The sequence below is a fragment of the Prochlorococcus sp. MIT 1223 genome, assembly GCF_034092465.1.
Lineage (GTDB): Bacteria > Cyanobacteriota > Cyanobacteriia > PCC-6307 > Cyanobiaceae > AG-402-N21.
In genome coordinates this window covers 749205-776109 of the sequence record NZ_CP139303.1, presented here as the reverse complement: position 1 = coordinate 776109, position 26905 = coordinate 749205, and the positions used below count along the sequence as shown (strand labels likewise).

Sequence of the window (26905 nt, the reverse complement as noted above, 5' to 3'; positions counted from 1 at the left end):
TATTGGTTTAAAAGATTCTTTGCTTATTTAAAATAAGATGTTTGATGAACTTTCCAATCGATTTGAAGATGCCGTAAAAGCATTAAGAGGAGAAGCTAAAATTAATGAGAATAATGTTGAAGATGCTCTTAAGCAGGTTAGAAGAGCCCTTTTGGAAGCAGATGTAAGTATTTCTGTTGTTAAGGAGTTTGTAGAGGAAGTTAGGGGGAAAGCCATAGGAGAAGAGGTCGTAAGAGGTGTAAATCCAGACCAGAAATTCATCCAAGTTGTACATCAACAACTTGTTGATGTTATGGGAGGAGAAAATGCTCCACTTGCGAGCATTAAAGATGCTCCCACAGTGGTTTTGATGGCTGGATTGCAAGGAGCTGGAAAGACAACAGCCACAGCAAAGCTTGGACTTTATTTAAAAGATCAAGGAAAAAGAATACTTATGGTGGCAGCAGATGTTTATAGACCTGCAGCTATTGATCAATTAATTACTTTGGGAGCTCAGATTGATGTTGATGTATTTAGTCTAGGCATAGACCTTAAGCCTGAGGAAATCGCTTCGGCAGGGTTGAAAAAAGCTAGAGAAGAAGGTTTTGACACAGTATTAGTTGATACGGCTGGAAGACTGCAAATAGATACGGCAATGATGGATGAAATGGTTCGAATAAGAAATGCTGTTGAACCTCATGAAGTACTTTTAGTCGTTGACTCGATGATTGGCCAGGAGGCTGCCAACTTAACGAGCTCTTTTCATGAAAAAGTAGGCATTACAGGAGCGGTTTTAACAAAGCTTGACGGAGATTCAAGAGGAGGAGCTGCTTTATCAATAAAAAAAATAAGTGGCCAGCCTATTAAATTTATTGGAACAGGAGAAAAGGTAGAGGCACTTCAACCGTTTCATCCAGAAAGAATGGCTAGCCGCATTCTTGGAATGGGAGATGTGCTGACTCTTGTTGAGAAAGCTCAAAAGGAAGTAGAGCTAGCTGATGCAGAGTTGATGCAGAAAAAATTACAGGAGGCATCTTTTGACTTTTCAGATTTTGTTAAGCAAATGAGGTTAATAAAGAGAATGGGCTCGTTAGGTGGCTTAGTCAAAATGATTCCTGGAATGAATAAAATTGACGATGGAATGATTAAGAGTGGTGAGGATCAGTTAAAGCGTATTGAGGCAATGATTGGCTCAATGACTCAGGAAGAACGTAATAAACCTGAACTTCTTGCGGCTCAGCCTTCTAGAAGAAAGCGAATCGCAATTGGGAGTGGCCATCAATCTGCAGATGTAGAAAAGGTTTTAGCTGATTTTCAGAAAATGAGAGGACTTATGAAGCAGCTTTCTAGTGGAGGAGGAATGCCTGGCATGGGAGGGATGCCTGGCATGGGAGGAATGCCTGGCATGGGAGGTATGGGTGCAAATCAATTTCAATCTAGGGGAGGTGGAGGAGGATCTTCTAGGAGGAAACGTCCAGTCAAGAAAAAAAAGGGATTTGGTGACCTTTGATCCCTTAGCAAGCTAAAATTAAAAATAGTAAGTGGAATTAATCCACTTTCTACTAACTTCAGTCCTTTTATAAGATAAGCAAAGATGATTAAGCTCCGCCTAAAGCGGTTTGGGAAGAAGCGGGAAGCGAGTTTCCGTTTAGTTGCTTGTAACAGTACTTCTCGTCGTGATGGACGCCCTCTGCAAGAATTGGGCTTTTATAATCCAAGAACTAAAGAAACAAGACTTGATACAGAAGCGCTTAGATTGAGATTGAGCCAAGGAGCTCAGCCAACAGAAGCCGTAAGAACTCTCTTAGAGAAGGGAGGATTGCTGGAAAAGAAAATTCGTCCAGCCGAAATTGTTGGTAAAGCTAATCAGGAAAAGGCCAGGCAAATTGCTAAAGAACAAAAAACTTTGGGAGAAAAAAACTCTCAAGAAAAGGTTGATGATTCAAGCGTTTCAAAAGATGCTTCAGCTGAATAATATCGATGCTTGAAGCCACCTCAACTGGTCGCTTCCAACTACCTCTTCCTGATTCTGATGCTGCAAATGCTTTAGCAGGAGCTGGACAAAAGACACTAAAAAGAATTGAAGCACTAACTGGTGCAAGTGTTGTAATGAGAGGATTACAGCTAGAAATTAGCGGACCTTCTTCTAAATTAGAGAGAGCAGCTGGATTGATTGAGCTTATTAGACCTCTTTGGGCAGAAGGACAAACTATTTCTCGAATTGATTTAGAAGCTGCTTTAATTTCTCTTGATACAGGAAAAAAGGAAGACCATCTTGAATTAGGGAATCAGATAATTGCGCGCGGAGATAGAGGTAAATTATTGCGTCCAAGGACACTTAGGCAAAAGGCTTATTTGGACGCTATGGAAAAAAACGATCTAACTTTTTCATTAGGACCAGCAGGCACAGGGAAAACCTTTTTAGCAACTGTTCTTGCAGTCAGAATGCTGACTGAAAGAAAGATTCAAAGAATTATCCTTACACGACCTGCTGTAGAGGCTGGAGAAAGATTAGGTTTTCTGCCAGGAGACCTACAGCAAAAAGTAGACCCTTATCTCAGACCTTTATATGACGCTTTACATACGTTATTTGGATTAGAAAAAACTACAAATTTGCTTGAGAAAGGAACTATTGAAGTCGCACCTTTAGCTTATATGCGAGGAAGAACTCTTGATGACGCCTTTGTAATTCTGGATGAAGCTCAAAACACCACTTCGGCTCAAATGAGGATGGCTCTTACAAGATTGGGTGAACGATCCAGAATGGTTGTTACTGGAGATATTACTCAAATTGATCTACCCTCTGGGCAATTAAGTGGCCTTGTTGAGGCAATAAAAGTTCTTGATAATATTGATGGAATAGCTATTTGTAGGTTGACTTCTTCCGATGTTGTTCGCCATCATTTAGTTCAAAAAGTTGTAGATGCTTACGAAAAGAGAGTTAAGCAATGAGGAGATCCGCACTAATAAACTGCATTATTTAAGATTTTTCTGGCAAAGTATTACTAGTTAGACGGTTTACTATGCCAGCCAGCAGTAATTTTCAGCAGGCTATACGAGATGCACAATCGAGTGCACTCGTTGGTCCAAATGTAGTAAATAAAGCCCTCCCGTACGTTGGAGGCGGGATGGTAGTTACGGCATTAGGCGTTATTGGAGGACTCTCAATAATGTCTTCTAATCCCGCGTTATTTCAGCCACTATTCTTTGCAGCTTTTATAGGAGAGTTGGTGTTATTCTTCATGGCTTCTAGCGCCGCGAATAATTCCAATAACGAAAAAGCTCTTCCTCTTTTAACTGCTTTTAGTCTTCTGACTGGCTTTACCTTAAGTGGAATTGTGGCGCTTGCAATTGGAACCGTTGGCATTGGAGCGGTTGGGACTGCAGCTTTTGCAACAGGTATAACCTTTGCTATTGCCTCAAATGTAGGCAGAAAAATGAGCGATAGTGTTGGACAAGCCTTAAGTGGTGTAGTTGGTCTTGGCTTAATAGGTCTAATTATCGCAATGGTCTTTCAGTTGATTGGTGGGATTTTTGCTCCAGGAATGTTTGGAGGAAGCGGACTTGAGTTGATAATTGCAGGATTTGGAACTGTTCTTTTTGTCGGAATGTCTTTTGTAGACTTTTACACAATGCCACGAAGATATAACGATGAACAGTATCTTGCAGGTGCTCTTGGAATGTACCTAACTTATATAAACTTATTTGTATTTATTCTTCGTCTTATGATCGCACTTCAAGGCGGTGGTAGAAGAGATTGAAAAAGATTTAATTTAATTTTCTAAAAGGAGGTTGATATTTTCGACCTCCTTTTTAATTGGTTGCAATGGAATTTATGCTTATTGCAATCTCTAATTTTTGCTCTTCTGAATAGTGCCAATTTTCAAGAAATCTGACTTGATCTCCTCTCCCTTCAGTAGCTTCAAGAAAACTTTCCAAGTGTTTTTTTACAATATTTGGCTCAAGTGATCTTAGAAGATCAGTACATCTTGCGGTTATTCGTTCTGACTTCAATGAGAGTTCTTTATCTCCTTGATTTTTATGATGCAATGACATGGCACTACTCATAACTAAATTTTTCACAGTTAACTCGACTATTAATTCACCTGCTTTCCTTAATTGGAAAACAATAGGATCTGGAAGTCTATCCATTAAAGGACAGTCACTTGAGAGAGCTATTACCAAAAACCCTCTCGCGCCAATTTTTGTTGCAACAAGTTCAGCTATTCTATCTGCGAGAACTTCGTCACTAAGACTTCCTTTCTCCCAAGAATTGCACCACAAACTTGCGACATTCATTGCCTGCTCAAAACTTGGCTTTTTCTCGCTCATGGCTTTAGCTAATACCTTTTTTAAGGCTAGAGATGGAGAGTCTTTTAATGAATAAACATGAGCACTTTGCCAAAAAAGATTTTAGGTCTGGTTTTATTGCCCTAATTGGAAGACCGAATGTGGGAAAGTCAACTTTGGTCAATCAGTTGGTTGGTGAAAAAGTTTCAATAACTTCACCTGTAGCACAAACGACAAGAAATAGACTCAGAGCAATTTTAACTACACCTAAAGCTCAATTAGTAATTGTAGATACACCCGGGATTCATAAACCGCATCACTTGCTTGGCAAAAGATTGGTTCAAAGCGCAAGAGGTTCAATTGCTGAGGTAGATCTTGTCGTTGTTATCTTTGATGCATCATCTCCTCCTGGCAAAGGAGATGCTTTCATTATTGAATTATTGAAAGGTCAAAAAAACCCAGTCTTATTTGCCTTGAATAAATCTGACTTAGTTGAAAACAGCTATTTTGAAGCTAGAGAAAAAGAATACAGATCTTTCCTCCCAAACCCTTCTTGGCCAATGTTTAGCTGTAGTGCAATTAATGGTAACGGTTGTAATCAACTTGTTGAACATATTTCAGGACTATTACCTCTAGGTCCTCATCTTTATCCGTCAAATATGGTTTCTGATCAACCAGAAAAGATTCTCCTTGCTGAGTTGATTCGTGAACAAGTGTTGTTTAATACCCGTGAAGAGATTCCTCATAGCGTGGCTGTTGTTATTGACAGAGTTGACGAAAACTTTGTAAAAGGTGGAAAATCTTCGCAGAATTTGCGTACAGCAATTTTAGCTACTGTTTTAGTAGAAAGAAAAACTCAGAAAGGGATATTAATAGGGAAGGGTGGAAGCATGCTCAAAGTAATTGGAAGTGCAGCAAGGATTCAAATGCAAAAATTGATAAATGGACCTGTGCATCTTGAGCTTTTCGTAAAAGTTGTTCCTAATTGGAGGAAAAGTCCTTCTCGTTTGGCTGAATTGGGTTATGACGGGCAGTAAATCAGATGACTTTTTGCTTTGATGTAGTAACTCTTTTACCCAAGGTCTTTGAATCGGTATCTGAACAAGGTGTTATTGGGAGAGCATTTTCTCAAAAGATAGCTCAATTAAATATTCATAATCCTCGAGATTTTGCGACTGATCGTTATCGCAAAGTTGATGATGAACCATATGGAGGAGGAGCTGGAATGGTTCTTAAACCAGAGCCAGTATTTGCTGCATACCAATCAATTAAAAAGAGACCTAGAAAAAGAGTTTTAATTCTTTCTCCTCAAGGGATTCCTCTTGTTCAATCTGATTTAAAGAGATGGTCAATAGAACATGATCAATTGATTCTGATTTGTGGACAATATGAAGGATTTGATGAACGTATAAGAACTTTGGCTGAAGAAGAAATTTCGCTAGGAGACTTTGTTCTTACAGGCGGAGAATTGCCAGCATTAACTATCATTAATGGAGTTACAAGACTACTCTCTGGAACTTTGGGGGCTCCTGAGTCTTTATTAGAAGAAAGTCATGTTGACGGTCTTTTGGAACATCCTCATTACACTAGACCTGCTGAGTTCCTTGGAATGAAAGTACCTCAAGTTCTAAAAAGCGGGGATCATCAAGCTATTTCTAAATGGAGGAATCAGCAAAAGGAACAACGTACGAAAATAAGAAGACCAGCTCTTTATGAAAAATGGCTATTAAGAAACCCTTCTTTTCAAAAGGAAAGAAATTTTACTAGCACTAGTAGTGTTGAATTTCTTAAAAGTAATGAATACGACCCAGTTGATGATCCTTGGTTGGATTGACTAGACTCTTTGCTAATACTTTGTTTCCCTGTGAGTAATCCTTTGCCGGTGTGTTTTTTCTACTTATTTTTAATTCCTGGAGGTGTAAAATAAAGAAGATAATTTTTTTTTAAATGGGTTTAATTAATAGGATATATGAATACAAGCTTTTCAAGTTAAATTTAATTAGAAAAACCTTCAAATCTATATATAAATTATTTTACAATAATAATATATTTATTGTCTTAATAAGGAAACCTATAAATACTTTTATACTTCCACTATTTAAATATAATGAAATTTATAATAAAGATGCTTCAATATGGGAAGATGAAATACTTCATAAAACAGAATGGTTTGCAAAGATAGAAAATGAGTATGAGAAGAAATTCATAAATTATGTTTTATCTAACACGAATCCCAATGATGCAATTTTAGATATTTGCTGTAACCAAGGGAGATTCCTCAAAGAATTAAAAAGAAATAATTATAACAACTTATCAGGGTTTGATATTATGAAAAGTGCGATTAATCTTTTAAAAAATAGTTATGAATATAAAGCAGGTGGTATATATGCTGAACATAACTTAGCGCAGAATTACATAAAATATTCAAAAAATAACTTTTATGATTATGCTATTACGTATACTGCATCAATAGAACTTTTGCACCCAAATTTTAATATTTTCAATGAGCTTTATAGAATAACAAGAAAAGGATTTATATTTGTTATTGCAGAAAATCTGCATTATTATCCACGTTTTTACCGGCTCATGATTAAGAGAGCAGGGTTTACAAAAGAAAAAACATTAAAAATAAGTCCAACATTAACTTTAATGCACTATATTAAAAATGATAAGATCTTCTAACTTAAAATCTTACAAAGAAGAAATATATCAAGTAGGAATATATCAAGTAGGAATATCAACCACTTAGGCATTTGTTAACAGCAACCTCCATCTATGGTTTTCTCTCCTAACTAGCCTTCCCTGTGTAATAACAGGAATTTCTCTTGCATATACATTTCACAGTCAATTGCACTTGCTAACATGTATATAGGGTTAAACAGAATTAAATTTTGTCTTAACAGAAGTCGTTATTGAATCCCAGTTTTATCCCAGTCTCTTTTGCCTCTCTGTAATCCGTTGATATGACAGACTCTTCACCTAAGCTGCGTATCGGAAACGGTTATGACATGCATCGCTTGATTCCAGGGAGAGATCTGATCTTAGGAGGTGTCAAATTAATGCATCCCAAAGGTTTGGGCCTTGACGGTCATAGTGATGCGGATGTTCTTACTCATGCCATTATGGACGCTTTGTTAGGAGCTCTATCTTTAGGTGATATAGGAAAATACTTTCCTCCAGATGATCCAAAGTGGAAAGGAGCAGATAGCTTACTTTTGCTTGCTCAAGTAATGGAGCTTATTAATCAACGAGGATGGAAGGTTTCCAATGTGGATTCCGTTTTGGTCGCAGAGAGACCGAAACTAAAACCATATATTGAAATTATGCGAGAAAACATTGCAAAAAAACTTGGAGTTTCAGTCGACCTTGTAGGTGTAAAAGCCACAACCAACGAGAAGTTAGGTCCAGAAGGTAGAGAAGAAGGAATTAGTAGTCATGCAGTAGTTTTGCTAGAGACAATATGAAATTGTCTTTTTCTGGCATTCATTGGACTAATGCAATTGTTTATTTTGCAATAGCAATAGCCTTCTTTTTTTTTAATCCTCAGAGTATGCATTCAGAAGATCTACATTCTTTAGATTCTATTGATAAGCCTATTGTGGAACACTTGCGCTTAAAAGTTGAAAAGAAACAAGTCAAATCATGGATAATTGCAGAGAAAGGTAGTTGGGAAAAATGGCTGGCTCAAAAAGAAGGATTCTTGGGGAGGAATCTTTTTTGGGATCCTTTAGATGAAGAAGCTACTTTGCTGATAACTTGGAAAAGTAGAGAAATATGGAAAAATATTCCTCAAGATGAAATTGCAACTGTTCAAGAAAAGTTTGAAAATATAGCTCGCGCTGAGACAGGAATTAAGCAAGGTAATCCTTTCCCACTTTTATTTGAAGGAGAATTATTGCCTCAGTGAACTATTTGCATTCGCGCTTGGATCTTCATAGATTTCAAAGATTAGGAATGGTTGAGGCCATATGGGGAGAACATAAAACAGTAGAACAGTTAGTTGAAATTTTAGAAAGTCTTAAAAAACTAGGGAAATTGGCTTTTGTTACAAGAGTGAATCAGGAAAAGGCAGGAAAATTAATTGATCTTTTCAAAACAGCTCAATTCCATGAAGATGCTCATTGTTTAACCCTCGGCGATCCCCTTATTGAAGATAACAGTCTTGGAATGGTAGTTATTTTAAGTGGTGGGACAAGTGACTTAAAGGTTGCAGCTGAGGCGGAATTAGCTTTGAGATGGCATGGGATAAAGACAAAATTATTGCTTGATGTTGGAGTTGCTGGTTTGCATAGGCTACTTTCTTCTCTGAAGAATATAGAAGAATCTAAGGTCTTAATAGCTTGTGCTGGTATGGAAGGCGCATTGCCTACAGTTCTTGCTGGGTTAATGCCTCAGCCTGTTATAGGTGTACCTGTTTCTGTTGGATACGGAGTTAGTGAAAAAGGAAATGCTTCTCTTAATGGGATGCTTGCAAGTTGTGCTCCAGGGCTAAGTGTCGTGAATATAGATAACGGATATGGTGCTGCAATGGCAGCTTTGAGGATCTTAAAATGTAATAGGACCAGTTCGTCTAAATGTGATTAGGTTTGGAAACTAATTCTTTATTATCACTTGAATTCATATCTAGAAGGCTCTCTATCCAAAGCCGCATAGGCTTTGGAAGACGTTTTTGTTCGTAGCGAAGAATAGCCTCCATTAATACTGGGGTGTTAACCCAATGAATGTGTTTTCTTGGCATTCGATCTCTTCTGTTTAGCAAAAGGTGAACTATTTACTCATCGAGTGCAAGAGTAATTAGAAATAGTTACTCTTTATCGTCATATTTAGTACTCAGTCTAGAAAGCTCGCAGCCATGATTATCTGATTCGACATCAAGCAAACGAGTAACTAGTTCTGAGAGGTCTCTTTGAGCTAATTCACCAGTGCTTTCCCATTTCAGAGAACGAGGCTCTGGTTGTGATGGACTAGACACTTAAGTAAATTAAAAACTGTTTGGATACCCTAACTGTGTTGAAGCGCTAATTTTCGACTTATTGCGCGAATTAGCTAAAAAAAATATAAAGAATTATGGAATAAGGGCCTTTAAAGCCCTTAGTTTTATAAAAATTTTAGATTTGGATATGAAATTAGTAAATCTTCACGGCTTAGGACTTCTCCCTTCCCGTCTGGTTGCCAAATAATTTCTAGGGCAATTAGCTCTGTTGATGTTGTTGATCCAATGATTCTTAAGTTTCTCTCAAGGTCTACATTGGTTTCAATTTTTTGAATATCAATTTCATTTGTACTTGCCAATAGGATTGTTACCGCGATGAACTCTGAAGTTGGGTCTGCGTCTCCAGGTGTGATCCCTAATCCTTGGGAAGTAAGTTTTTTTCCAGAAAAATTTGAAGTTGTTTCTATTTTTAATTTACTTCTTTCTAATAAAGAAAGACGATTGAAGGTTTTTTCTGCTGTCTTAACCGGGATGTTCCCGCTTTCGATGTTTGCGTAAACCCAAAGATGTGGTTCTCGCAATATTGCAATAGTGGTTTCTTTTAATAAATCCTGCAAGCCGATAGATGATTTAGTGTCAGATGTATTGGCTAATTCCCTAAGTCTTTCTTGCAGTTTTTTTGCGCTTGCTAGTAGGCCTATTTGTAATTGAATGATATTTGCAATTTTGTTTGTAACATTATTGCTTGTAATAGTACTTGTGTTTAGTTCGGGATTACTAGATCTTAGTGAGTTAATAATTGCTCCTGAAATCGCTATAAGAAATAAAAAAATAAATAGGCCACCACCACCGAATCCAAAGATAGGTATTAAGAAAGGGAATCCAATACCGCCTCCACCATTGTATTTATTGCTATATCTTCTGTAATTATTTCCATAATTACTAACCCGAGGCATTTGTGGGATTGTGAACTCTCCTCCTCCTATGCGACCTCCACTGGCAGCGCTAATAGGCTGGCAACCTAGAAATAATATTGTGATTAAAGGTAATATGCGTTTAAAAAATTGTGCAAGAACATCCTTTTTAAGTCTCTTGATAAATATTTTAGTTTGATGGAAGATGTTTATCATTTAATTGGGTTTTAATATAAAGAGCCGCCGCCAACGAGTGTAACTATTTCAATTTTGTCATTATCATTTATCTTTTCATTATTCCATCTTAGGGACTCTATTATCAACCCATTTAATTCAATAACTACTAGCTTAGGGTTATAGTTTAATTCTTCTAAAAGTTTATTGATGGTAATTAATTTGGCCTTGCTTTTAAGAATTGTAAGCTCACCATTTATATATACTTTCATGAGATTTCTTTTAATAAATTAGCAGTTTCTAATGAGATGTTCTGGCTATCTAAAATTGCATTGATCACAGCAACTCTTTTGCAGTTTGCTTGCTTAATATTACCTATATTAGTCATGTTTATTCCTCCTATTGCAAAGCACGGTGACTTTATTTTACTTAAGATTTCTTCTAATGTCTCTAATCCCATAAGAGTTTTATTTGGTTTATTTTTTGTTCTAAAAACAGGGCCTATCCCAATATAATCAGAGCCTTCTTTCTCGGCTTTTATTGCCTGGTCAATGCTGTTAGCCGTTCTTCCTATTATTTTCTCCTCGCCTAGTAATTTTCTTGCAATATCAATTGACATATCATCTTCTCCTAGGTGAACGCCATCTGCATCTGTGGCCAATGCATAGTCAATTCGATCATTAATTATTAAAAGTGCATTATATTTTTTGCACAACTGAGCTATTCGAGAGGCTTCTAAGATGGCTTTTTTGTCATTAGATCCTTTATATCGATATTGCACCATTTTTATCCCTGATTTCAAAGCCAAGGAAACACTTTCAACTAAATCGTCTTTTTCTTTTGTAATTAAATAAAGTTTGCAGGAATTGAGCACTGATTGTCGATGCTTATAAGCATTTGCTTGGAGAATAATTTTCTCTACCTCATAAACTTGAAAGCGAATACTTGCAGCAGTTTTGGCTAATTCAGGGTTTGAGATACGGCTAAACTCCTCCAAAACTCTTAGCGATTCTTCAATGCGCGCACAGTTTGCATAGATAATATCAATACTCCTTTTTCGATTAATTTGTTGGGGATGACTTAACAATGCACCTGGGTCTGTTAGTGATGAGCGAGCTTTTTTATATTCCTCAAGGTGATGCAAACTAAGTTGATGTCTCCAGTCTTTTAGTTTTAAAACTAGATCTTTTCGTTCAAGTCCAAATCGGCACCAATCTTCTATGACTCGAATACCTTCTCGAGCCCTGTCTAAATTGGCGTCTAAAAGACGAGATGTTTTTTGTTCAGTAGGAGGTGTGAAATTCATCGATTTCGTGCCAACCTTGGGATGATTGCCTCATCCTCAAAGTAATGGAGAAAAGTAATTCTGATAGCACTATGAATGTGTTGGTATGGGGAGTGGTCTTGTTGGGTGGAATAGCCCTTTTTGTAGTTTGGGGGCTTTCTAATGCTTACCCTTCTCTTTCATAGACTTGTTAGGTCATTAATTCCTCATAAATAGTTTTAGCTTGATCAACATCTATTCCTATTTGTTGAATTAATTTTTGGATATTAGGAAATTTTTCTTGATTCCTTAATTTTTCTATTGGTTCAATAATTAACTCCTGTCCTAATAAATCTATTTTTTGATCTATTAGATGTACTTCCACTGTTGATGGAGAAGAAGGGTCAATGGTTGGTTGTGGTCCTAGATTCATTACTGAGAGATATTTATTCCCTTTTTTCTGTTCTATAGCCCATGAGGCATAGACCCCTTCTCCAGGAAGGAACTTTCTACCATTAATTTGGAGATTTGCTGTTGGCCAGCCTAATTGGCTCCCCAGGCCTTTCCCTTTGATAACAGTCCCTCGAAAACTATATGGCCTTCCTAAGAGATCTTTGGCAACTCTGAGCTTTCCTTCTTGAAGGGCTGAACGAATACGACTGCTACTTATTCTTCCTTTGTCATCATTAATTATTGGAACTATTTTAATCTCTATTCCTAAGTCATTTCCAATTGCTTTCAAAGTTGATGAATCGCCTTCGCGATTTTTGCCAAACCTGAAATTTTCGCCAACTCCAATTACTTTAGCTTGAAGAGTTTTGTGAAGAATTTCTATTATAAATTGTTCTGCACTAAGGCTTGCTAACTCCAGATCAAATGGAACTAGAATTAGTTGCTTGACTCCTAGTGGATCAAGTAAGTCTGTCTTTTCAGAGGGTAAATCAAGTCTCAGGCGAGATTCTCCAAAAAGAATTTCTCGCGGATGTGGCCAAAAACTAACAACAGAGGGTATTCCTTTATCGGTGTCAGCTATTGAAGTTATTACTGCGCGATGCCCAGCATGTAAGCCATCAAAGCTTCCTAGCGCTAAAGCTGTAGGAAGGGTTGCTTGCTTTGGGGAGCAGAGTGGAATCAAAACAGACGTGCAAATATCTCGCTTAGGTGGCAAGTTTGTATTACAGCCAAATATATCCTGATGGCAGATCAACTTGATTTCCAGTTGCTTTCTTTGGGAATGCGACGAATGGGCTGGATTCGTTTTTGGATTCAGACAGCTCTTGGAGTGATCTCTGCGGGGATATTACTTTTTTATAACGTTGGAGGGAATTTAGGGAAGGGTACATTGAAGGCAGCAGGGCTTTCGTCAGGATTATCAATTACAACTCTTAGCTTTTTTATTCTTCTTTATAGCCTTTGGCAGGGCTGGTTAATTGTTCAAAAAGGAAGAGCTCTTAGTACTCCAGTCAGGCCAAGTCGAGGAGAGACCAGTCGGTTATTGAAGAGAGGAGTGATTGTTGATTTGATTGGATTAACCCTTTCTGTAATTGGATATCAAGCGTTGGCAGGTGCCTTGACAGTTCAAGCGGCCTCTCAAGTTTCAGGTTTTTTTGGAGGAGCAATGATAAATGCAAGAAGTGCAAATGTAATGCCTACATTCCCTATAACCTCTATAGAAATGCTCTCAGTTTTGAGCAATACGCAGTTGTTGATGGCTCATTTAATTGGTCTGATTTTTTCTCTTTGGCTACTTCAGAGAATTTATAGAACCTAAGATCCTAATTAATATTTTTTGAGATTTTTGGAAGTTCTGAAATTTTTCCTCTCCAAAATAAATCTGGCTGAATAGGAGTTAGTGAAGGGTTTTTCTTGTCTATTTGAGCTACATCACTGGGCCAGTTAGTAGGACCATCTCCAGAAGTTGTTAAATCCTTGATAGCCTCTCCAGCCATCCAAAAGTACGTATTTCCTCTTGGATCTATCCTTTTACTAAATTGCTCTTGGTATTGTCTTATTGATAATCTTGTCCAACCTAAGTCACCCATTTCTTCAGGAGGGCATGGCGGTACATTGAGATTGAGAAGAAGATTCTTTGGCCAATTAGATGATAGTGCTGATTCTGCAATGTCCATGGCTAATTCACCTGCATATTTGAATTCTCGCCATTGAAAACTAGCTACACTCACAGCTAGTGATGGAAGGTTATCTAAGGTCCCTTCAAGTGCAGCAGCTACTGTCCCTGAGCAAAAAACATCAGTCCCCAAGTTAGGCCCGTGATTGATTCCAGAAAGTATCAAGTCAGGTCTGTCGTGTAAGAGTTCGTTTAGTGCAAGTTTTACGCAATCTGCAGGAGTTCCATTACATCCCCAGGCGGTTATTCCGTTTGTAAATAATTCATCGGCTCTTTCTGCTCTTATTGGTGATTGCAAAGTAATTCCATGTCCTGTGGCTGAACGTTCTTGGTCAGGACAAACTACTGTTACTGAATGCCCTCTGTTGGCTGCGGCTGCGGCGAGCGCCCTTAAACCTGAAGCAAAAACTCCATCATCGTTACTAATTAAAATTTTTAAAGGATTCATTGCGAAAATTTTGAAAGTGAATAAATGCTCAGGACTGATTTAGAGTTAACTATGTGAAAAATTTTTGCCGTGGATTCAACAGTATCTCTTAAAACGTTAATTGATGAACTTGAAATCTTAGAAAAAGAAGCTGAGAAAGAAATTAAGGGAGCTATTGAGCAAGAGTCGCTAGAGAAATTAAGAGTAAGTTTTCTTGGAAAAAAAGGAAGATTATCCGTCCTTTTAAGTTCAATGGGAAAACTACCAGGACAAGAAAGACCAATTATTGGGCAGAGGGCAAATATATTGAAAACAGGATTGCTTGATTTGATAACAAAACGACAAGAATCTCTCAAATCAGAAGATTTAAAAAAAATAATTGCTAGTGAAGCTATTGATATTACAGCTCCGCCTTCGGGAATCCCTTATGGCCATAGACACCCTTTGATTTCAACAACAGATAGAATTACAGATATTTTTTTAGGATTGGGTTATGAAGTAGTCGAGGGGCCAGAAGTGGAGAATGATTTTTACAATTTCGAGGCTTTAAATATCCCTCCCAACCACCCTGCAAGGGATATGCAAGACACTTTTTATTTGGACGATAATTTGCTATTACGTACCCATACTTCCCCTGTTCAAATAAGATTTCTTGAAAATAATCCACCACCTGTGAGGATTATTTCCCCTGGAAGAGTTTTTCGAAGAGATGCTGTTGACGCAACTCATTCCCCTGTTTTTCATCAAGTGGAGGTTTTAGCAATTGATGAGGGGTTGGACTTTAGTCACCTACGAGGAACCGTTATGGCTTTTTTAAAAGAATTCTTTGGTGACCTTCCGGTCAGATTTCGAGCGAGTTATTTCCCCTTTACAGAACCCTCTGCAGAAGTTGATGTTCAATGGAGGGGCAAATGGTTAGAAGTAATGGGTTGTGGAATGGTTGACCCTGCAGTTTTAGAGGGCTTAGGAATAGACTCTGAACGTTGGACTGGTTTCGCAGCTGGTCTTGGCGTTGAACGATTTTGTATGGTTCGCCATGAAATAGATGATATTCGGAGGCTTTTTAATAGTGACCTTCGTTTCTTAGAACAATTTTAGATAATTCAAATCATTATTATCATTGACTTTTAATTGACATTTAAAAAAAAAACTTATATCAAATAACTAAATGATTCATTCTTTACTTTGTTTTGATCAGTGTCGAGATTAGGACTGATTGTTAATGACAGCAAGGAGCTTGCTGAAAATACTGCGTTAACAATTCAGCAGAGACTTGAGGATGAAGGCCATCAAGTAATAAGAGTTAGTAGTTCTGGAGGAATGGTTGGGTTTGCGAATCCAGACCAACATATGCGAATGCTTGGGTACAACGCATGTGTGCCAGAAGGCTTTGATTCTTCAATGTTAATGGCATTTGTGTTGGGAGGAGATGGAACTGTTCTCTCTGCTGCAAGACAAACGGCCCCAGTTGATGTTCCGATTCTTACTATTAATACTGGACATTTAGGATTTTTAACTGAGGCTTATCTAGTTGACTTAGATAAGGCAATTAAACAAGTTTTAGCAACTGATTGGGAAATAGAAGAACGTACTAGTTTAGTTGTCAGTGTTATGAGAGGAGAGCAACGAAGATGGGAGGCTTTATGTCTCAATGAAATGGCATTACATAGAGAACCTCTTACCAGTATGTGCCATTTTGAGATTGCTATAGGTCGACATGCTCCTGTAGATATATCAGCTGATGGCGTGATTCTTTCAACCCCGACAGGGTCTACTGCCTATTCCCTTAGTGCGGGGGGACCTGTAATTACTCCTGGTTGCCCTGTAATGCAATTAACTCCAATTGCTCCGCATTCACTCGCCTCTAGAGCATTGGTTTTTAGTGATCAAGAACCTGTAACTGTTTTCCCCGCCACTCCAGAGAGATTAATGATGGTTGTTGATGGGAGCGCAGGATGTTATGTATGGCCTGAAGATAGAGTTTTAATTAGAAGAAGCGACCACCCCGTTAAGTTTGTGAGATTGTCAGATCATGAGTTTTTCCAGGTGCTTCGCAATAAGTTGGGATGGGGGCTTCCTCACGTAGCCAAACCAGATAGGTAATATGATTTTTAAATTTAATAAGCAACTTTCAGGTAGGGTTTGCTTGCCCTTTGACTATAAATACTGGATTCATAGGTTTCATTCTAGTGCCATCACTAAGGGGCATGCCTCTATAGGCTTGATATTGACTTACTTTTGATAGGCAATTATTCGCTCTTAAAAGACTTTCTACTTCTGCGGCTGCTTGAAATGTTGAGAGAGGAATTACAACAATTCCTGGTGGCTTAAGTCTTTGAATGATTATTTGTAGGATATCCCTTCTATTAATTCCTCCTCCTCCCAGTATGACTCTATCTGGATAGGCAAGTTCTTTTGGGAACATTTTACTTTTAAAAGTTCTTAATACATCTGACTCGATAATTGCAGATGGATTAACCGATAATAGTGATGCATTTGCATTGATAAGTCCTTTTGCTCCTACTCTTTTATCTAAGGAAAGAAGTTTTAAGTTAGGCCTTATTCTTAATGCTTCTAGGCCAATGCTCCCAACTCCAGCACATATATCCCAAAGGACACCTTCTTCTGGTAGTTCAAGTTCGGCAAGTAATTGAATTCTTATTTCTCGTTTAGTCATTAGTCCAGGTCTATCTGAATACTGGAGGTATAGACCGTCTTCAATGCCAAATAGAGGAAGCTTTTTCTCACTTACTTTAGGGCTTTCTCTCAAAAGTATTACGATGTTTAGAGGATCTATTGTTTGATTGATTTCTTCACTTGGAAGAAATTTTTGAATATTTTCTTTTTCATGCCCTAGTCTTTCAAAAACCCAGAATGAGTAAGTTCCCTCAAGACCGGAGGCCCTAAGAATTTTCCTTACTTCTTGTACATTGCCTTGATTAGGGTCTGTTAAAACTGCAATTGCTGGCGGTCTCTTTTGTAATAGTTGTGCGAGGGGATAAGGGTCTCGACCATGGAGGCTAACCCAACTTGCATCTTGCCAGGAGCGACCTAGTCGAGCAAAAGCAAGTTGTAATGAGGTAGGTGCAGGGTGGAAATGAAGACTTTCTCTGGGGAAGTGTTGCGTTAGCAGTCTTCCAATCCCAAACCACAAAGGATCTCCACTTGCAAAAAGAATGGTTTTCTTTTTATTTGTTTCAAGAGTGTCTATTAATACATTGGTTTTATCTGTTGAAATCAATTCTGGGATTGGGACCCCAGTATTTTCCTTTTCCCACCATTGAGGAATAGATTCCAAAACTCTTATTGGAGCGGCAATCCTTTCTGCCGTAAAAATAATTTCATGCAAAGAAGAGGTAATTGACTTGAGGCCTCCTGCATCAATACCAATTATGTGAATTGAAATTTGATCTTTTGTCATTTTGCGTTTGTTAGCTAAAAATTAATAGGCAATTCATTAGTGATTGATTTTATAAAAGCAGAACATAACCTTAATACTAAAAATAGAGGCTATCTTTGGAAAAAGAAGGAACACATTTGTCTCAAAGGAGGCAACGCTTGCACGAACTATTGATTGCTTTGATTAATAGAGAAGAGGATTTGCAGTTAATTGATGCAGAATCTCCAAGATTTGATGGCATTGCAAACTCATCAATAAGTCAAGATTCAGCGAAGTGGTTGGATCGCAATAGGCGTATTCTTAGTAAATATCAATCTTTAGTTAGATCAGCAATCACGCTTGATGCATTGCTTGATTCAGAACAAATCGAGGATGTATAAGGTTATAGGATTAATTAAATATCCAAGTAACTCTTTTATTCTCTCCCTGAGAACTGATTTAAGTGTTCTTGTAGCGGAATTTTCAAATTCCTTGCATTTTGGATATGAGAAAAATCTTTTGTTTATTGCTGAGGAGAATAATTGTGGAGATTCAAAATAGAGATATTTTAAATTCTTGGGTCCCATGGATGCGGCGTGCATTGCAGCTGGCTTCTCTTGGGGAAGGTTTTACAAGTCCCAACCCATTAGTTGGAGCTGTTGTTCTTAATGCTCAAGGGTTACTTGTTGGAGATGGATATCATCGTCAAGCAGGAGAAGCTCATGCTGAAACAGTTGCCTTGAACCAAGCTGGAGATAAAGCGAAAAACGGAACTTTAATAGTCACCCTTGAGCCATGTTGCCATCATGGACAAACTCCTCCATGCACTGATGCAATTAAAAAAGCGGGAATTAAGAAAGTAATTGTTGGTATGAAAGATCCGGATCCGCGCGTTTCTGGAGGTGGAATTGGTCTCTTAAGAAGTTCGGGTATAGAAGTAATTACTGGTGTCTTAGAGAAAGAAATTGAGAGGCAGAATCGGGAATTTGTTTTTCGTGTAAAAACTGGACGAAGTTGGGGAATTTTAAAATGTGCGATGAGCTTAGATGGGAGAATTGGATTGAAAAATGGCAAGAGCAAATGGATTAGTGGCGAAGAATCTAGAAAAAGGGTTCATTTATTACGTTCAAAATGCGATGCAGTTGTTGTTGGAGCCTCTACAGTTAGACAAGATGACCCTTTGTTGACTAGTAGAGGTATTTCGTTATCAGAGCCTATTAGGGTTGTTTTTAGTAGAACCTTAGAAATTCCAATTAAATCAAAAATCTTAGATACTCATGTAGCTAGAACAATAGTTGCGTATGGACCATATGTTGATAAAACAAAATTGGATGATTTCCCAAAAGGGGTAGAAAGGCTTCCTCTTCAGTCATCTGAACCAATTGAACTCGCTAAAGAATTATCAAACAAAGGGTGTAATAAAGTTTTGTGGGAATGTGGATCAAAATTGGCAACAAGTGCACTCGAACAGCATTGTGTTCAAGAGCTTATGGTGTTTCTTGCTCCAAAAATTTTGGGAGGAATATTTTCAATGACACCTTTTGAAGACTTTGGATTTACAGAGATGAAGGAAGTTATATCAATTGATAATTTCTCTGTAGAAAAATTTGGTAATGACTTGCTCCTAACAGGAAGCTGTCCTTAACGATTGTTCTCCATTCATTTATTGCGTTCGGTTCTTACGTAATTTTAGACAAACGTTTCTGGCGAAAATTAGTTAAATTTAGAATCTAAATCACATGATAAGACAATGCCGATTCGTCAGGACGAAAATCAACCGAATCGGCGATTTGGAATTATTAATTTAGTTTTAATAGGTTTTGGTGCTTTATTGCTGTTTAGCAGCTTTTTCCCGAATCAAAATATGCAGGTACCAAGAGTACCTTATTCACTTTTTATAGATCAAGTTAATGATGGAGAAGTAAAAAGAGCCTATATAACTCAAGATCAAATTCGGTACGAGCTTTCTGCTCCACAAGAAGGAGCACCTTCAGTGCTTGCAACTACTCCTATATTTGATATGGACTTACCTCAGAGACTTGAGAGTAAGGGTGTTGAATTTGCTGCTGCTCCGCCTAAAAAACCAAATATTTTTACCACAATCCTTAGCTGGGTTGTACCTCCTTTGATCTTTATTCTTGTTCTACAGTTTTTTGCAAGAAGGAGTATGGGTGGTGGGGGAGCACAAGGTGCTCTAAGTTTTACTAAAAGTAAAGCGAAGGTTTATGTCCCAGATGAAGAGTCAAGGGTGACTTTTGCAGATGTTGCTGGAGTAGATGAAGCTAAGGACGAATTAACTGAAATAGTTGATTTCCTAAAGAAACCAGAAAGATATACAGAGATTGGTGCCCGTATTCCAAAAGGCGTTCTATTAGTAGGACCTCCAGGTACAGGTAAAACACTTCTTTCAAAAGCTGTAGCAGGAGAAGCAGAAGTTCCTTTCTTTATCATTTCAGGCTCAGAATTTGTTGAATTATTTGTTGGAGCAGGAGCTGCAAGAGTAAGAGACTTATTTGAACAAGCAAAAAAGAAAGCACCTTGCATAATTTTTATAGACGAGCTTGATGCAATTGGGAAAAGTCGTTCTGGCTCTATGGGAGTAGTTGGAGGAAACGATGAAAGAGAACAAACTCTTAATCAACTTTTGACAGAGATGGACGGATTTGCTTCGACAGATAAACCTGTAATAGTTTTAGCCGCAACCAACCAACCAGAAGTTTTGGATGCAGCTCTTCTAAGACCTGGTCGTTTTGATCGACAGGTTTTAGTAGACCGACCTGATCTTTCTGGACGTAAAACCATTCTTGAAATTTATACAAAGAAAGTAAAACTTGCTGAGAAAATTGACTTAGATCAAGTAGCACAGGCAACCAGTGGATTTGCAGGAGCAGATTTGGCAAATATGGTAAATGAGGCTGCCTTGTTGGCTGCAAGAGCTAAGAGAACATCTGTTGAACAACGTGACTTGAACGAAGCGATAGAGAGAGTTGTAGCTGGACTGGAGAAGAAAAGTAGAGTTTTACAAGATGACGAAAAAAAAGTAGTTGCATATCACGAAGTTGGTCATGCAATTGTTGGTCATTTGATGCCTGGTGGGAGCAAAGTAGCGAAAATTTCAATTGTTCCAAGGGGGATGAGTGCACTTGGATATACTTTGCAGTTACCCACTGAAGAAAGATTTTTAAACTCTAAGGAAGAATTGCAAGGACAAATAGCAACTTTATTGGGAGGTAGATCAGCTGAAGAAATTGTCTTTGGGAAGATAACTACTGGAGCTTCAAATGATTTGCAAAGAGCTACTGACTTAGCCGAACAAATGGTGGGTACTTATGGAATGAGTGAGATATTAGGGCCTTTAGCTTATGACAAGCAGGGAGGTGGAAGATTTTTAGGGGGTAACAATAATCCTAGACGAGAACTAAGTGACGCTACAGCTCAAGCAATAGATAAGGAAGTAAGAAGTATTGTTGATGAAGCTCATGAAAATGCTTTGAAAATCCTTAGAAATAATTTGCCATTATTAGAAAGTATTTCTAAACAAATTCTTGAGAAAGAAGTGATTGAGGGAGAGGATTTAAAGCAAATGCTTGATTCTTCTTCAATGCCTTGAAAAATAAATATTTTTTTTTGATACTTGACGACAACACTCTTGATGTTTCATAAAGGATCTTTAGGACTTGCTTTATGGAGTCAGTTGCCGGCGGAGTAGCCTCAAAATTAAGCCCTTTAAAAGGTAATAACTTTTTATCTTCATCTGACTTAACTCAAGATCAAATAAATGCCCTTTTTGATCTTGCTACTCAACTAAAAAATGGTGATAGAAGAATAGACCTTGGCAATAGGGTGCTGGGATTGATCTTTAGTAAAGCCTCTACACGAACAAGAGTTAGTTTTCAAGTGGCAATGGCAAGATTAGGTGGTCAGACTATAGATTTAAATCCACAAATCTCTCAAGTTGGAAGAGGGGAACCTTTGGAAGATACCGCAAGGGTTCTTAGTCGCTACTGCGATGTTTTAGCTATAAGAACTTTTGCTCAACAAGAGATAAATAATTACGCTTTTTGGTCCTCTGTACCAGTTATCAATGCTTTAACAGACTCGGAACATCCTTGTCAGGCATTGGCTGATTACCTAACAATTAAGGAGGAGTTCGGAGAACTTAAAGGTCAAACTATTGCATATGTAGGTGATGGAAATAATGTTGCAAATTCTTTAATGATTTGTGGATCCCTGTTAGGTGTGAATGTACGAATCGCTACCCCAGTAGGGTTTGAACCGAAGGATTCTTTTTTAGCAAAAGCTCGCTCACTAGCTTTACCTGGCTCAACTATTGAAATCACCAATGATCCAAGGGATGCAGTTAAAGGTGTAAATGCAATTTATACTGATGTTTGGGCTTCCATGGGGCAGGAAAAAGAACAAATTCAAAGGCGAAAATTATTTGCAGATTTTTGCCTTAATGAAGAATTGCTATGCAAAGCTAATAAAAATGCAATAGTTCTTCATTGCTTGCCTGCGCATAGAGGAGAAGAGATTACAAATGGAGTGATAGAAAGCAATCAAAGTCGAATATTTAGTCAGGCAGAAAATCGCTTGCATATACAACAAGCTCTTTTAGCGGCGCTACTTGGAGGGTTATAGCACTTGCGCTAAACAGATATGATAGGTACATATGTATTGGGACGCAAAAGAGCCTTTATTTCCAATGTCAGAAGAACCATTAACCCCAGCGCAGGAAGAGCTATATAGCTGGCTTTCTGAATACATAGGAACCAATCATCATAGCCCCTCTATTCGGCAAATGATGCAGGCAATGGGGCTAAGGTCCCCAGCACCGATCCAAAGCAGATTGAGGCATCTTCAGGAAAAAGGGTGGATTACCTGGAAAGAAGGACAAGCTAGAACTTTGCAACTTTTGGGAGACATCTTTTCTTCAGGTATCCCTGTTTTAGGTTCAGTAGCTGCTGGTGGATTAGTTGAAACTTTTGATGATGTACAGGAGACCCTTGACTTAACATCTGTACTTCAAACAAAAGGATTGTTTGCTCTAACAGTCAATGGTGATTCAATGATTGATTCTTTTATTGCTGATGGAGATCAGGTTTTGATGGAGCCAGTTCATGATCCTTCTCGATTAAGAAACGGAATTGTCGTGAGCGCAATGGTCCCTGGTTCAGGTACAACCCTAAAACATTTTTATAGGGAAGGCCCTTTAGTCAGATTGGAGGCTGCTAATCCTTTGTATGAACCTATTGAAATAGATGCAACACAGGTGCAAATACAAGGAAAATTATTGGCCGTTTGGAGAAAGACTCATTCATAAATTTTGGAATATATAGATGATTAAAGTAAAAAAAACAAGAGTTAGTATTTTCAATAGTAATTGAATTTTAAATTCACTAAGATAAGATTTGTTCGAATTAATTTTTAGATATTTTTATTGAAAGATATACCAATTCCAGCTCCAGGGTACCAGTGATTTTTTGGCTTTTCTTGAAAGAAAAGAAAACTACGATTTAGCTTTTTTGAAAATCTAGAGAGACAGTCTGTAACATGTGAATTATCTCCAAGTATTATTGACTCTCTGGAAAGTTTTTGTTGAATTTGTAAATACTCACTATATTCATATTCGGCACTATGATCGCTATCATTTATAAATAAATCTATATTATTTTCGATTGCAGCTAAAGATTCTAAAGAGTCTCCATATATTATTTCCCCTATGGATGAATAAGGCTCCACAAGTAATCTTCCAGCATTTGGATTTATATCTGTGCCAATATATTTACCTTCAAATCCCTCAGCTTTGTTCCTTAGTAAAGCACTAGTTAACACACATGACCCGATTCCATGGTCCACTCCTGTTTCAACTAAGAGCTTAGGTTTTAAAATTCTTGTAAATGCATACCAGCCAATCCTTCTGCCATAAGCAAATTTAATATCTTTTCCATATTCAGATATTTGTTTAAGAGAGTTGTTAATAGAAGTAAAAAGTTCTTTGTCTTTTAATAACTCATTAAAGTATGTGTATATCTGATCATAGCTAACTCCTGTTATAATTGAAATAGTATTAGCAAGGTAATCTTTGTTTAATTCTTCTAAGTCATAGTAGAAGTTTGACAATTCATTATCTTTTATGGCCCATTTATTTATTAAAGAAAGCTTTTTATTATAATAACTATAGGCAAATTTCCTTTTCCAGAAAAATAATACTATTGTTTTTATTAATGAGTTTTTATATACAATAGCTTTTGCTATTGCCTTTATATTTAAGTTTTTCATTCAATGCTCTCAGATTATTATTCTATTTTAACATGTAGTAAGTCTTAGAAGAATTATCTCTATATTTTCATGGATATAAAGTTCAAAGTCTTTTAATTGCAGTTGTTTATATAATTTAACCCTTAATCCGATTTTATGACGACATATAACTAGAAATATTTAAACCAAAATAGTTGTTTGATTAAAATCATTACTTTAAAATATTAGAAAATTCATATTACTCATCTTTAATTTATAATATAATAATTAATTATTCGCAAATTCTAGTCCCAAATTTTTTTTGAGAAAGTAAGTATGTTTAGTTTGCATATCAAGTAGATCTCAAGGCCATTTAAGCTATTGGCATATAATTCACTACAAAATTAATACATTTGAGTGAGAAGGAGACTATCGACTATAGAAAACTGTCTGATTTTATCAATAAGTCATTTCATCCTAAGGAGATTGTTTCCTATAACTTGCTATATTAATGTTGTAACTCAAATAAGGGGCCATAGCTCAGCTGGTAGAGCACCTGCATGGCATGCAGGGGGTCAGCGGTTCAAATCCGCTTGGCTCCATCAAGGATTAGAAAAGGTATAGCAATTGATCTGAACTATTTAACATAGAAAACCGTATCGGTTTTCTATGTTAAAGATGACTAATTAAAAAGAAGGTGCACTTGCTGATTGGCAAAATGCAGAAGAGTTAGGAGACGAAGAAGTAGAGAAATGGATCAAAGATTTAAAATACAAACAAACTGAATCAACTAAAGATGCGCACTCAGGAAATCAATTATGTGAAGGAAAATACCGTTGCTCATTTCTTGAAGATCTTGCCCTAATTTGAACTTTTTATTAAAGAATAAATGCTCTATTTAATTAGTCAATCATACTTATATAGATTTTATACTTATTCAAATTAGATTGAATTTTTATGAGAGATTTATTGCCTATTCTTGTTAGATTTTTTATTTTTAATTGGCTTAACGCCTCCTCTGACTGAAATTATTACTTTTGCATTACTTTGAAAATTATATAACCTTTCCAGCGTATCAACTTGCTATAGGTTTGTTCTGACTACTCTTTTATGTTAACATAATAAATATCTTATATAGAAGGATAAGTTTATATCATGATAAGCAAAGGTATAATCTTGGCAGGAGGTAAAGGTACCCGACTTCGTCCTTTAACTAATGTTTTAAATAAGCATCTTTTGCCAATATATGATAAGCCAATGATTTACTACCCTTTATGTACATTAATGCTTGCAGGAATTAAAGATATTTTGCTAATAACTAATCCTTTAGATAAGGTTTACTTTGAGAAATTACTCAAAAATGGTGAGCAATGGGGAATTTCAATAAGTTATAAGTTACAAGTTAACCCTGTTGGCCTTGTTGATTCTTTTTTGATTGGAGAAAAGTTTTTGGATGGTAATTCAGTTGCTTTAATCCTTGGAGATAATCTTTTTCATGGAGATGGATTAATCCAAAAATTACTAGATATGAGTAAATTGAGAACAGGAGCAAAAGTACTAGCTTATCCAGTAAAAGATCCAGAAAGATATGGAGTAGTTGAATTTAATTCCAATGGTAATGTTTTAAGTTTATCTGAAAAACCAAAGTTTCCTAAAAGTAATTATGCAATAACTGGACTTTATTTCTATGATTCAACTGTTGTTGAGAGGTCAAAACAAATTAAGCCGTCAAGTCGCGGTGAGCTTGAAATAACAGACTTAAATAATTTATATCTTGACGACAATCAACTCTCTGTAGAGCTAATGGGTAGGGGAATGGCCTGGCTAGATACTGGAACATTTGATTCACTCTATGAGGCTTCTGGATATATTAGAACCTTAGAATTAAGACAAGGGTTTAAGATAGCCTGCCCTGAAGAAGTATCTTGGAGAAATGGGTGGATAAATGATTCTCAGCTTGTTAAACTTGCTAATAGTTCTATCTCAAATGATTACTCAAGCTATCTAATGCAACTTCTGGAAAAATAATTACTTCATACACATTAATTGAGATACTTACTTAAGTTGGTAGTAAATGTGTCGTGGTACAATAGGCTTCCTATAAATTTTCAAAGGGCTTAAAATAAACAATATTATCTCCTTAATCCATAAAAGAGTAATGTTATCCTTGCTTACTTGCCCTCTCCATTTGAAACTACCTTCATTAAATAATATATTTAATAAATATGTATACTTACTATAAATATACGAATAAGTTTCTTGAGGTATTTTATATCCTTTAGATAGAAGAATAAGACCGGGTCTGTTATTTATAAGCCTTAGACCATGAAAATGATATAAAATACAATCTTTACTTAAGAACTTAGCTGCATTCCATGGCCCTTGAATAGAATATTCTTTATTTAAAATATGAACCTTATCATTGAATCTTATCGGGAATTCATCCAGATATTTCTGATCACCAAACTTATTATCTTCAACATACTGGTAACACCAATTAATACAACTTATCTCCCACCATTTTCTTATTGGCTCACTTTCATTGCGTTTAAAGATTATAAATTGAACGCAATACTTTCCTGATTTCTCTGATTGATCATATTCTGATAAATAACTATGAGATGTTATTAAAACACTTTTTCGACTGTTATTAAACTCTTCGAAAATAGGTTGCGGAGATTTTATAAAAAACATATCAGCATCTATATAGGTAACTCTTTCGATGGACTTATCAGCTTCGAAAACAAATCTTGGAGCAAAAGGGCTTAGCGTCCATATATATTCAACTTTGTTTCTTGAAGATTTTACTCTAAGTAACTCTTCTGTCTCGACATCTTTTAAATTAATTAGATTTATACTTTCTAGTCCAAGAGCCTGTAATTCATTAAAACAAATTATATCAACGCATACTATCCATAATATAAATTTCCCTTCATTTTTAACTAACGAATTATAGAGACAGAGACCTTGAGCTATGAACTTATGATCAAATACAGTTACATAATTTTCAGTATTTACTTGATCAGCCCCTAATTCATCTTTGCTTAGAATGGGTTCTTCGTATTCAATTTTGCTTTTATTTTTATTCATCTATTAATTAACTGTAATTTATTATTCTTAAATTAAAGAAGATACACTTGAAATTAATAAATAAATTTATTATCTCTATATTTACTT

General features: G+C 36.7%; 30 protein-coding genes and 1 tRNA gene. 20 read left to right on the top strand and 11 right to left on the bottom strand.

Going from position 1 to position 26905, the window contains the following annotated elements; translation table 11 throughout:
* Window positions 1–37: 37 nt before the first annotated feature.
* The 4 genes from ffh (at window position 38) to SOI85_RS04130 (ending at window position 3740) form a co-directional block, all read left to right on the top strand.
* Complete coding sequence (gene ffh, locus SOI85_RS04145; protein WP_320664969.1) at window positions 38–1489, top strand: signal recognition particle protein; 1452 nt, start codon at window positions 38–40, stop codon at window positions 1487–1489.
* A gap of 84 nt (window positions 1490–1573) precedes the next feature.
* Window positions 1574–1954: a 30S ribosomal protein S16 gene (gene rpsP, locus SOI85_RS04140; RefSeq protein ID WP_320664968.1), complete on the top strand. Its 381-nt coding sequence runs from the start codon at window positions 1574–1576 to the stop codon at window positions 1952–1954.
* Window positions 1955–1959: 5 nt separating this feature from the next.
* Window positions 1960–2931 carry a PhoH family protein gene (locus tag SOI85_RS04135; RefSeq protein WP_320664967.1) on the top strand — a complete coding sequence of 324 codons (972 nt, stop codon included), beginning with the start codon at window positions 1960–1962 and terminating at the stop codon, window positions 2929–2931.
* Window positions 2932–3002: 71 nt separating this feature from the next.
* Window positions 3003–3740, top strand: a complete 738-nt coding sequence (locus tag SOI85_RS04130) for a Bax inhibitor-1 family protein (protein WP_320664966.1) — start codon at window positions 3003–3005, stop codon at window positions 3738–3740.
* A 52-nt stretch (window positions 3741–3792) separates the two neighbouring features.
* Here SOI85_RS04130 and SOI85_RS04125 read toward each other — a convergent pair whose 3' ends face one another.
* A complete protein-coding gene (locus SOI85_RS04125) occupies window positions 3793–4311 on the bottom strand; it encodes a hypothetical protein (protein ID WP_320664965.1) in 519 nt (172 codons plus the stop codon).
* A 47-nt stretch (window positions 4312–4358) separates the two neighbouring features.
* Between SOI85_RS04125 and era the strand changes: the two genes are divergently transcribed.
* The 6 genes from era (at window position 4359) to larB (ending at window position 8853) form a co-directional block, all read left to right on the top strand.
* Entirely contained in the window at window positions 4359–5306 is a 948-nt protein-coding gene (era, locus tag SOI85_RS04120; protein WP_320664964.1) for a GTPase Era, read from the top strand.
* A 5-nt stretch (window positions 5307–5311) separates the two neighbouring features.
* The gene (gene trmD / locus SOI85_RS04115) at window positions 5312–6103 is read left to right on the top strand and encodes a tRNA (guanosine(37)-N1)-methyltransferase TrmD (protein ID WP_320664963.1); all 792 of its coding nucleotides are present in this window, start codon (window positions 5312–5314) and stop codon (window positions 6101–6103) included.
* A 113-nt stretch (window positions 6104–6216) separates the two neighbouring features.
* Window positions 6217–6951: a class I SAM-dependent methyltransferase gene (locus tag SOI85_RS04110; RefSeq protein WP_320664962.1), complete on the top strand. Its 735-nt coding sequence runs from the start codon at window positions 6217–6219 to the stop codon at window positions 6949–6951.
* Between the two features lie 281 nt (window positions 6952–7232).
* Window positions 7233–7733, top strand: coding sequence for a 2-C-methyl-D-erythritol 2,4-cyclodiphosphate synthase (gene ispF / locus SOI85_RS04105; RefSeq protein WP_320664961.1), 501 nt, complete (start codon window positions 7233–7235; stop codon window positions 7731–7733).
* Window positions 7730–8176, top strand: a complete 447-nt coding sequence (locus SOI85_RS04100; protein WP_320664960.1) for a TIGR03792 family protein — start codon at window positions 7730–7732, stop codon at window positions 8174–8176. The genes ispF and SOI85_RS04100 overlap by 4 nt, the downstream gene beginning before the upstream one ends.
* A complete protein-coding gene (larB, locus tag SOI85_RS04095) occupies window positions 8173–8853 on the top strand; it encodes a nickel pincer cofactor biosynthesis protein LarB (protein ID WP_320664959.1) in 681 nt (226 codons plus the stop codon). Before SOI85_RS04100 ends, larB begins: the two co-directional genes overlap by 4 nt.
* Here the strand turns inward: larB and SOI85_RS04090 are convergent.
* From SOI85_RS04090 to SOI85_RS04065, 6 genes are all read right to left on the bottom strand, one after another.
* Entirely contained in the window at window positions 8840–9007 is a 168-nt protein-coding gene (locus SOI85_RS04090; protein WP_320664958.1) for a hypothetical protein, read from the bottom strand. The two genes, larB and SOI85_RS04090, sit on opposite strands and share 14 nt — an antisense overlap.
* 66 nt (window positions 9008–9073) lie before the next feature.
* Window positions 9074–9241, bottom strand: coding sequence for a hypothetical protein (locus tag SOI85_RS04085; RefSeq protein WP_320664957.1), 168 nt, complete (start codon window positions 9239–9241; stop codon window positions 9074–9076).
* A gap of 125 nt (window positions 9242–9366) precedes the next feature.
* Window positions 9367–10332 carry a DUF1517 domain-containing protein gene (locus tag SOI85_RS04080; protein ID WP_320664956.1) on the bottom strand — a complete coding sequence of 322 codons (966 nt, stop codon included), beginning with the start codon at window positions 10330–10332 and terminating at the stop codon, window positions 9367–9369.
* 11 nt (window positions 10333–10343) lie between these two features.
* A complete protein-coding gene (gene thiS, locus SOI85_RS04075) occupies window positions 10344–10562 on the bottom strand; it encodes a sulfur carrier protein ThiS (RefSeq protein ID WP_320664955.1) in 219 nt (72 codons plus the stop codon).
* Window positions 10559–11596, bottom strand: coding sequence for a thiamine phosphate synthase (locus SOI85_RS04070; RefSeq protein ID WP_320664954.1), 1038 nt, complete (start codon window positions 11594–11596; stop codon window positions 10559–10561). Before SOI85_RS04070 ends, thiS begins: the two co-directional genes overlap by 4 nt.
* 169 nt (window positions 11597–11765) lie before the next feature.
* The gene (locus tag SOI85_RS04065) at window positions 11766–12722 is read right to left on the bottom strand and encodes a bifunctional riboflavin kinase/FAD synthetase (RefSeq protein WP_320664953.1); all 957 of its coding nucleotides are present in this window, start codon (window positions 12720–12722) and stop codon (window positions 11766–11768) included.
* 27 nt (window positions 12723–12749) lie between these two features.
* On the opposite strand from SOI85_RS04065, the gene SOI85_RS04060 reads away from it, so the two are divergent.
* Window positions 12750–13325: a DUF3611 family protein gene (locus SOI85_RS04060; RefSeq protein ID WP_320664952.1), complete on the top strand. Its 576-nt coding sequence runs from the start codon at window positions 12750–12752 to the stop codon at window positions 13323–13325.
* Between the two features lie 4 nt (window positions 13326–13329).
* Here SOI85_RS04060 and surE read toward each other — a convergent pair whose 3' ends face one another.
* On the bottom strand, window positions 13330–14130 hold the full coding sequence (gene surE, locus SOI85_RS04055; protein WP_320664951.1) for a 5'/3'-nucleotidase SurE: 801 nt from the start codon (window positions 14128–14130) through the stop codon (window positions 13330–13332).
* Window positions 14131–14199: 69 nt separating this feature from the next.
* On the opposite strand from surE, the gene pheS reads away from it, so the two are divergent.
* Both pheS and SOI85_RS04045 read left to right on the top strand, forming a co-directional pair.
* Complete coding sequence (gene pheS / locus SOI85_RS04050; protein ID WP_320664950.1) at window positions 14200–15207, top strand: phenylalanine--tRNA ligase subunit alpha; 1008 nt, start codon at window positions 14200–14202, stop codon at window positions 15205–15207.
* 99 nt (window positions 15208–15306) lie between these two features.
* The gene (locus tag SOI85_RS04045; RefSeq protein WP_320664949.1) at window positions 15307–16212 is read left to right on the top strand and encodes an NAD(+) kinase; all 906 of its coding nucleotides are present in this window, start codon (window positions 15307–15309) and stop codon (window positions 16210–16212) included.
* A 28-nt stretch (window positions 16213–16240) separates the two neighbouring features.
* Here SOI85_RS04045 and cbiE read toward each other — a convergent pair whose 3' ends face one another.
* Window positions 16241–17530 (bottom strand): precorrin-6y C5,15-methyltransferase (decarboxylating) subunit CbiE, encoded by a 1290-nt coding sequence (gene cbiE / locus SOI85_RS04040; protein WP_320664948.1) that lies wholly within the window; start codon window positions 17528–17530, stop codon window positions 16241–16243.
* 95 nt (window positions 17531–17625) lie between these two features.
* On the opposite strand from cbiE, the gene SOI85_RS04035 reads away from it, so the two are divergent.
* The 5 genes from SOI85_RS04035 to lexA all read left to right on the top strand — a co-directional run bounded on the left by SOI85_RS04035 (window position 17626) and on the right by lexA (window position 22811).
* Window positions 17626–17889, top strand: a complete 264-nt coding sequence (locus tag SOI85_RS04035; protein ID WP_320664947.1) for a hypothetical protein — start codon at window positions 17626–17628, stop codon at window positions 17887–17889.
* A gap of 143 nt (window positions 17890–18032) precedes the next feature.
* On the top strand, window positions 18033–19133 hold the full coding sequence (gene ribD, locus SOI85_RS04030) for a bifunctional diaminohydroxyphosphoribosylaminopyrimidine deaminase/5-amino-6-(5-phosphoribosylamino)uracil reductase RibD (RefSeq protein ID WP_320664946.1): 1101 nt from the start codon (window positions 18033–18035) through the stop codon (window positions 19131–19133).
* A gap of 105 nt (window positions 19134–19238) precedes the next feature.
* Window positions 19239–21098 (top strand): ATP-dependent zinc metalloprotease FtsH, encoded by a 1860-nt coding sequence (gene ftsH / locus SOI85_RS04025; RefSeq protein ID WP_320664945.1) that lies wholly within the window; start codon window positions 19239–19241, stop codon window positions 21096–21098.
* Between the two features lie 74 nt (window positions 21099–21172).
* Window positions 21173–22129 carry an ornithine carbamoyltransferase gene (gene argF / locus SOI85_RS04020; protein WP_320664944.1) on the top strand — a complete coding sequence of 319 codons (957 nt, stop codon included), beginning with the start codon at window positions 21173–21175 and terminating at the stop codon, window positions 22127–22129.
* 64 nt (window positions 22130–22193) lie between these two features.
* Window positions 22194–22811: a transcriptional repressor LexA gene (gene lexA, locus SOI85_RS04015; protein WP_320665108.1), complete on the top strand. Its 618-nt coding sequence runs from the start codon at window positions 22194–22196 to the stop codon at window positions 22809–22811.
* A 104-nt stretch (window positions 22812–22915) separates the two neighbouring features.
* On the opposite strand, the gene SOI85_RS04010 is transcribed toward lexA, so the two are convergent.
* Window positions 22916–23770, bottom strand: a complete 855-nt coding sequence (locus tag SOI85_RS04010; protein ID WP_320664943.1) for a class I SAM-dependent methyltransferase — start codon at window positions 23768–23770, stop codon at window positions 22916–22918.
* A 487-nt stretch (window positions 23771–24257) separates the two neighbouring features.
* Between SOI85_RS04010 and SOI85_RS04005 the strand changes: the two genes are divergently transcribed.
* Both SOI85_RS04005 and rfbA read left to right on the top strand, forming a co-directional pair.
* Window positions 24258–24330, top strand: a tRNA-Ala gene (locus SOI85_RS04005).
* Between the two features lie 553 nt (window positions 24331–24883).
* Window positions 24884–25756, top strand: a complete 873-nt coding sequence (gene rfbA, locus SOI85_RS04000) for a glucose-1-phosphate thymidylyltransferase RfbA (protein WP_320664942.1) — start codon at window positions 24884–24886, stop codon at window positions 25754–25756.
* Between the two features lie 27 nt (window positions 25757–25783).
* Here the strand turns inward: rfbA and SOI85_RS03995 are convergent, their stop codons facing one another.
* Entirely contained in the window at window positions 25784–26818 is a 1035-nt protein-coding gene (locus tag SOI85_RS03995) for a hypothetical protein (RefSeq protein WP_320664941.1), read from the bottom strand.
* Window positions 26819–26905 lie beyond the last annotated feature (87 nt).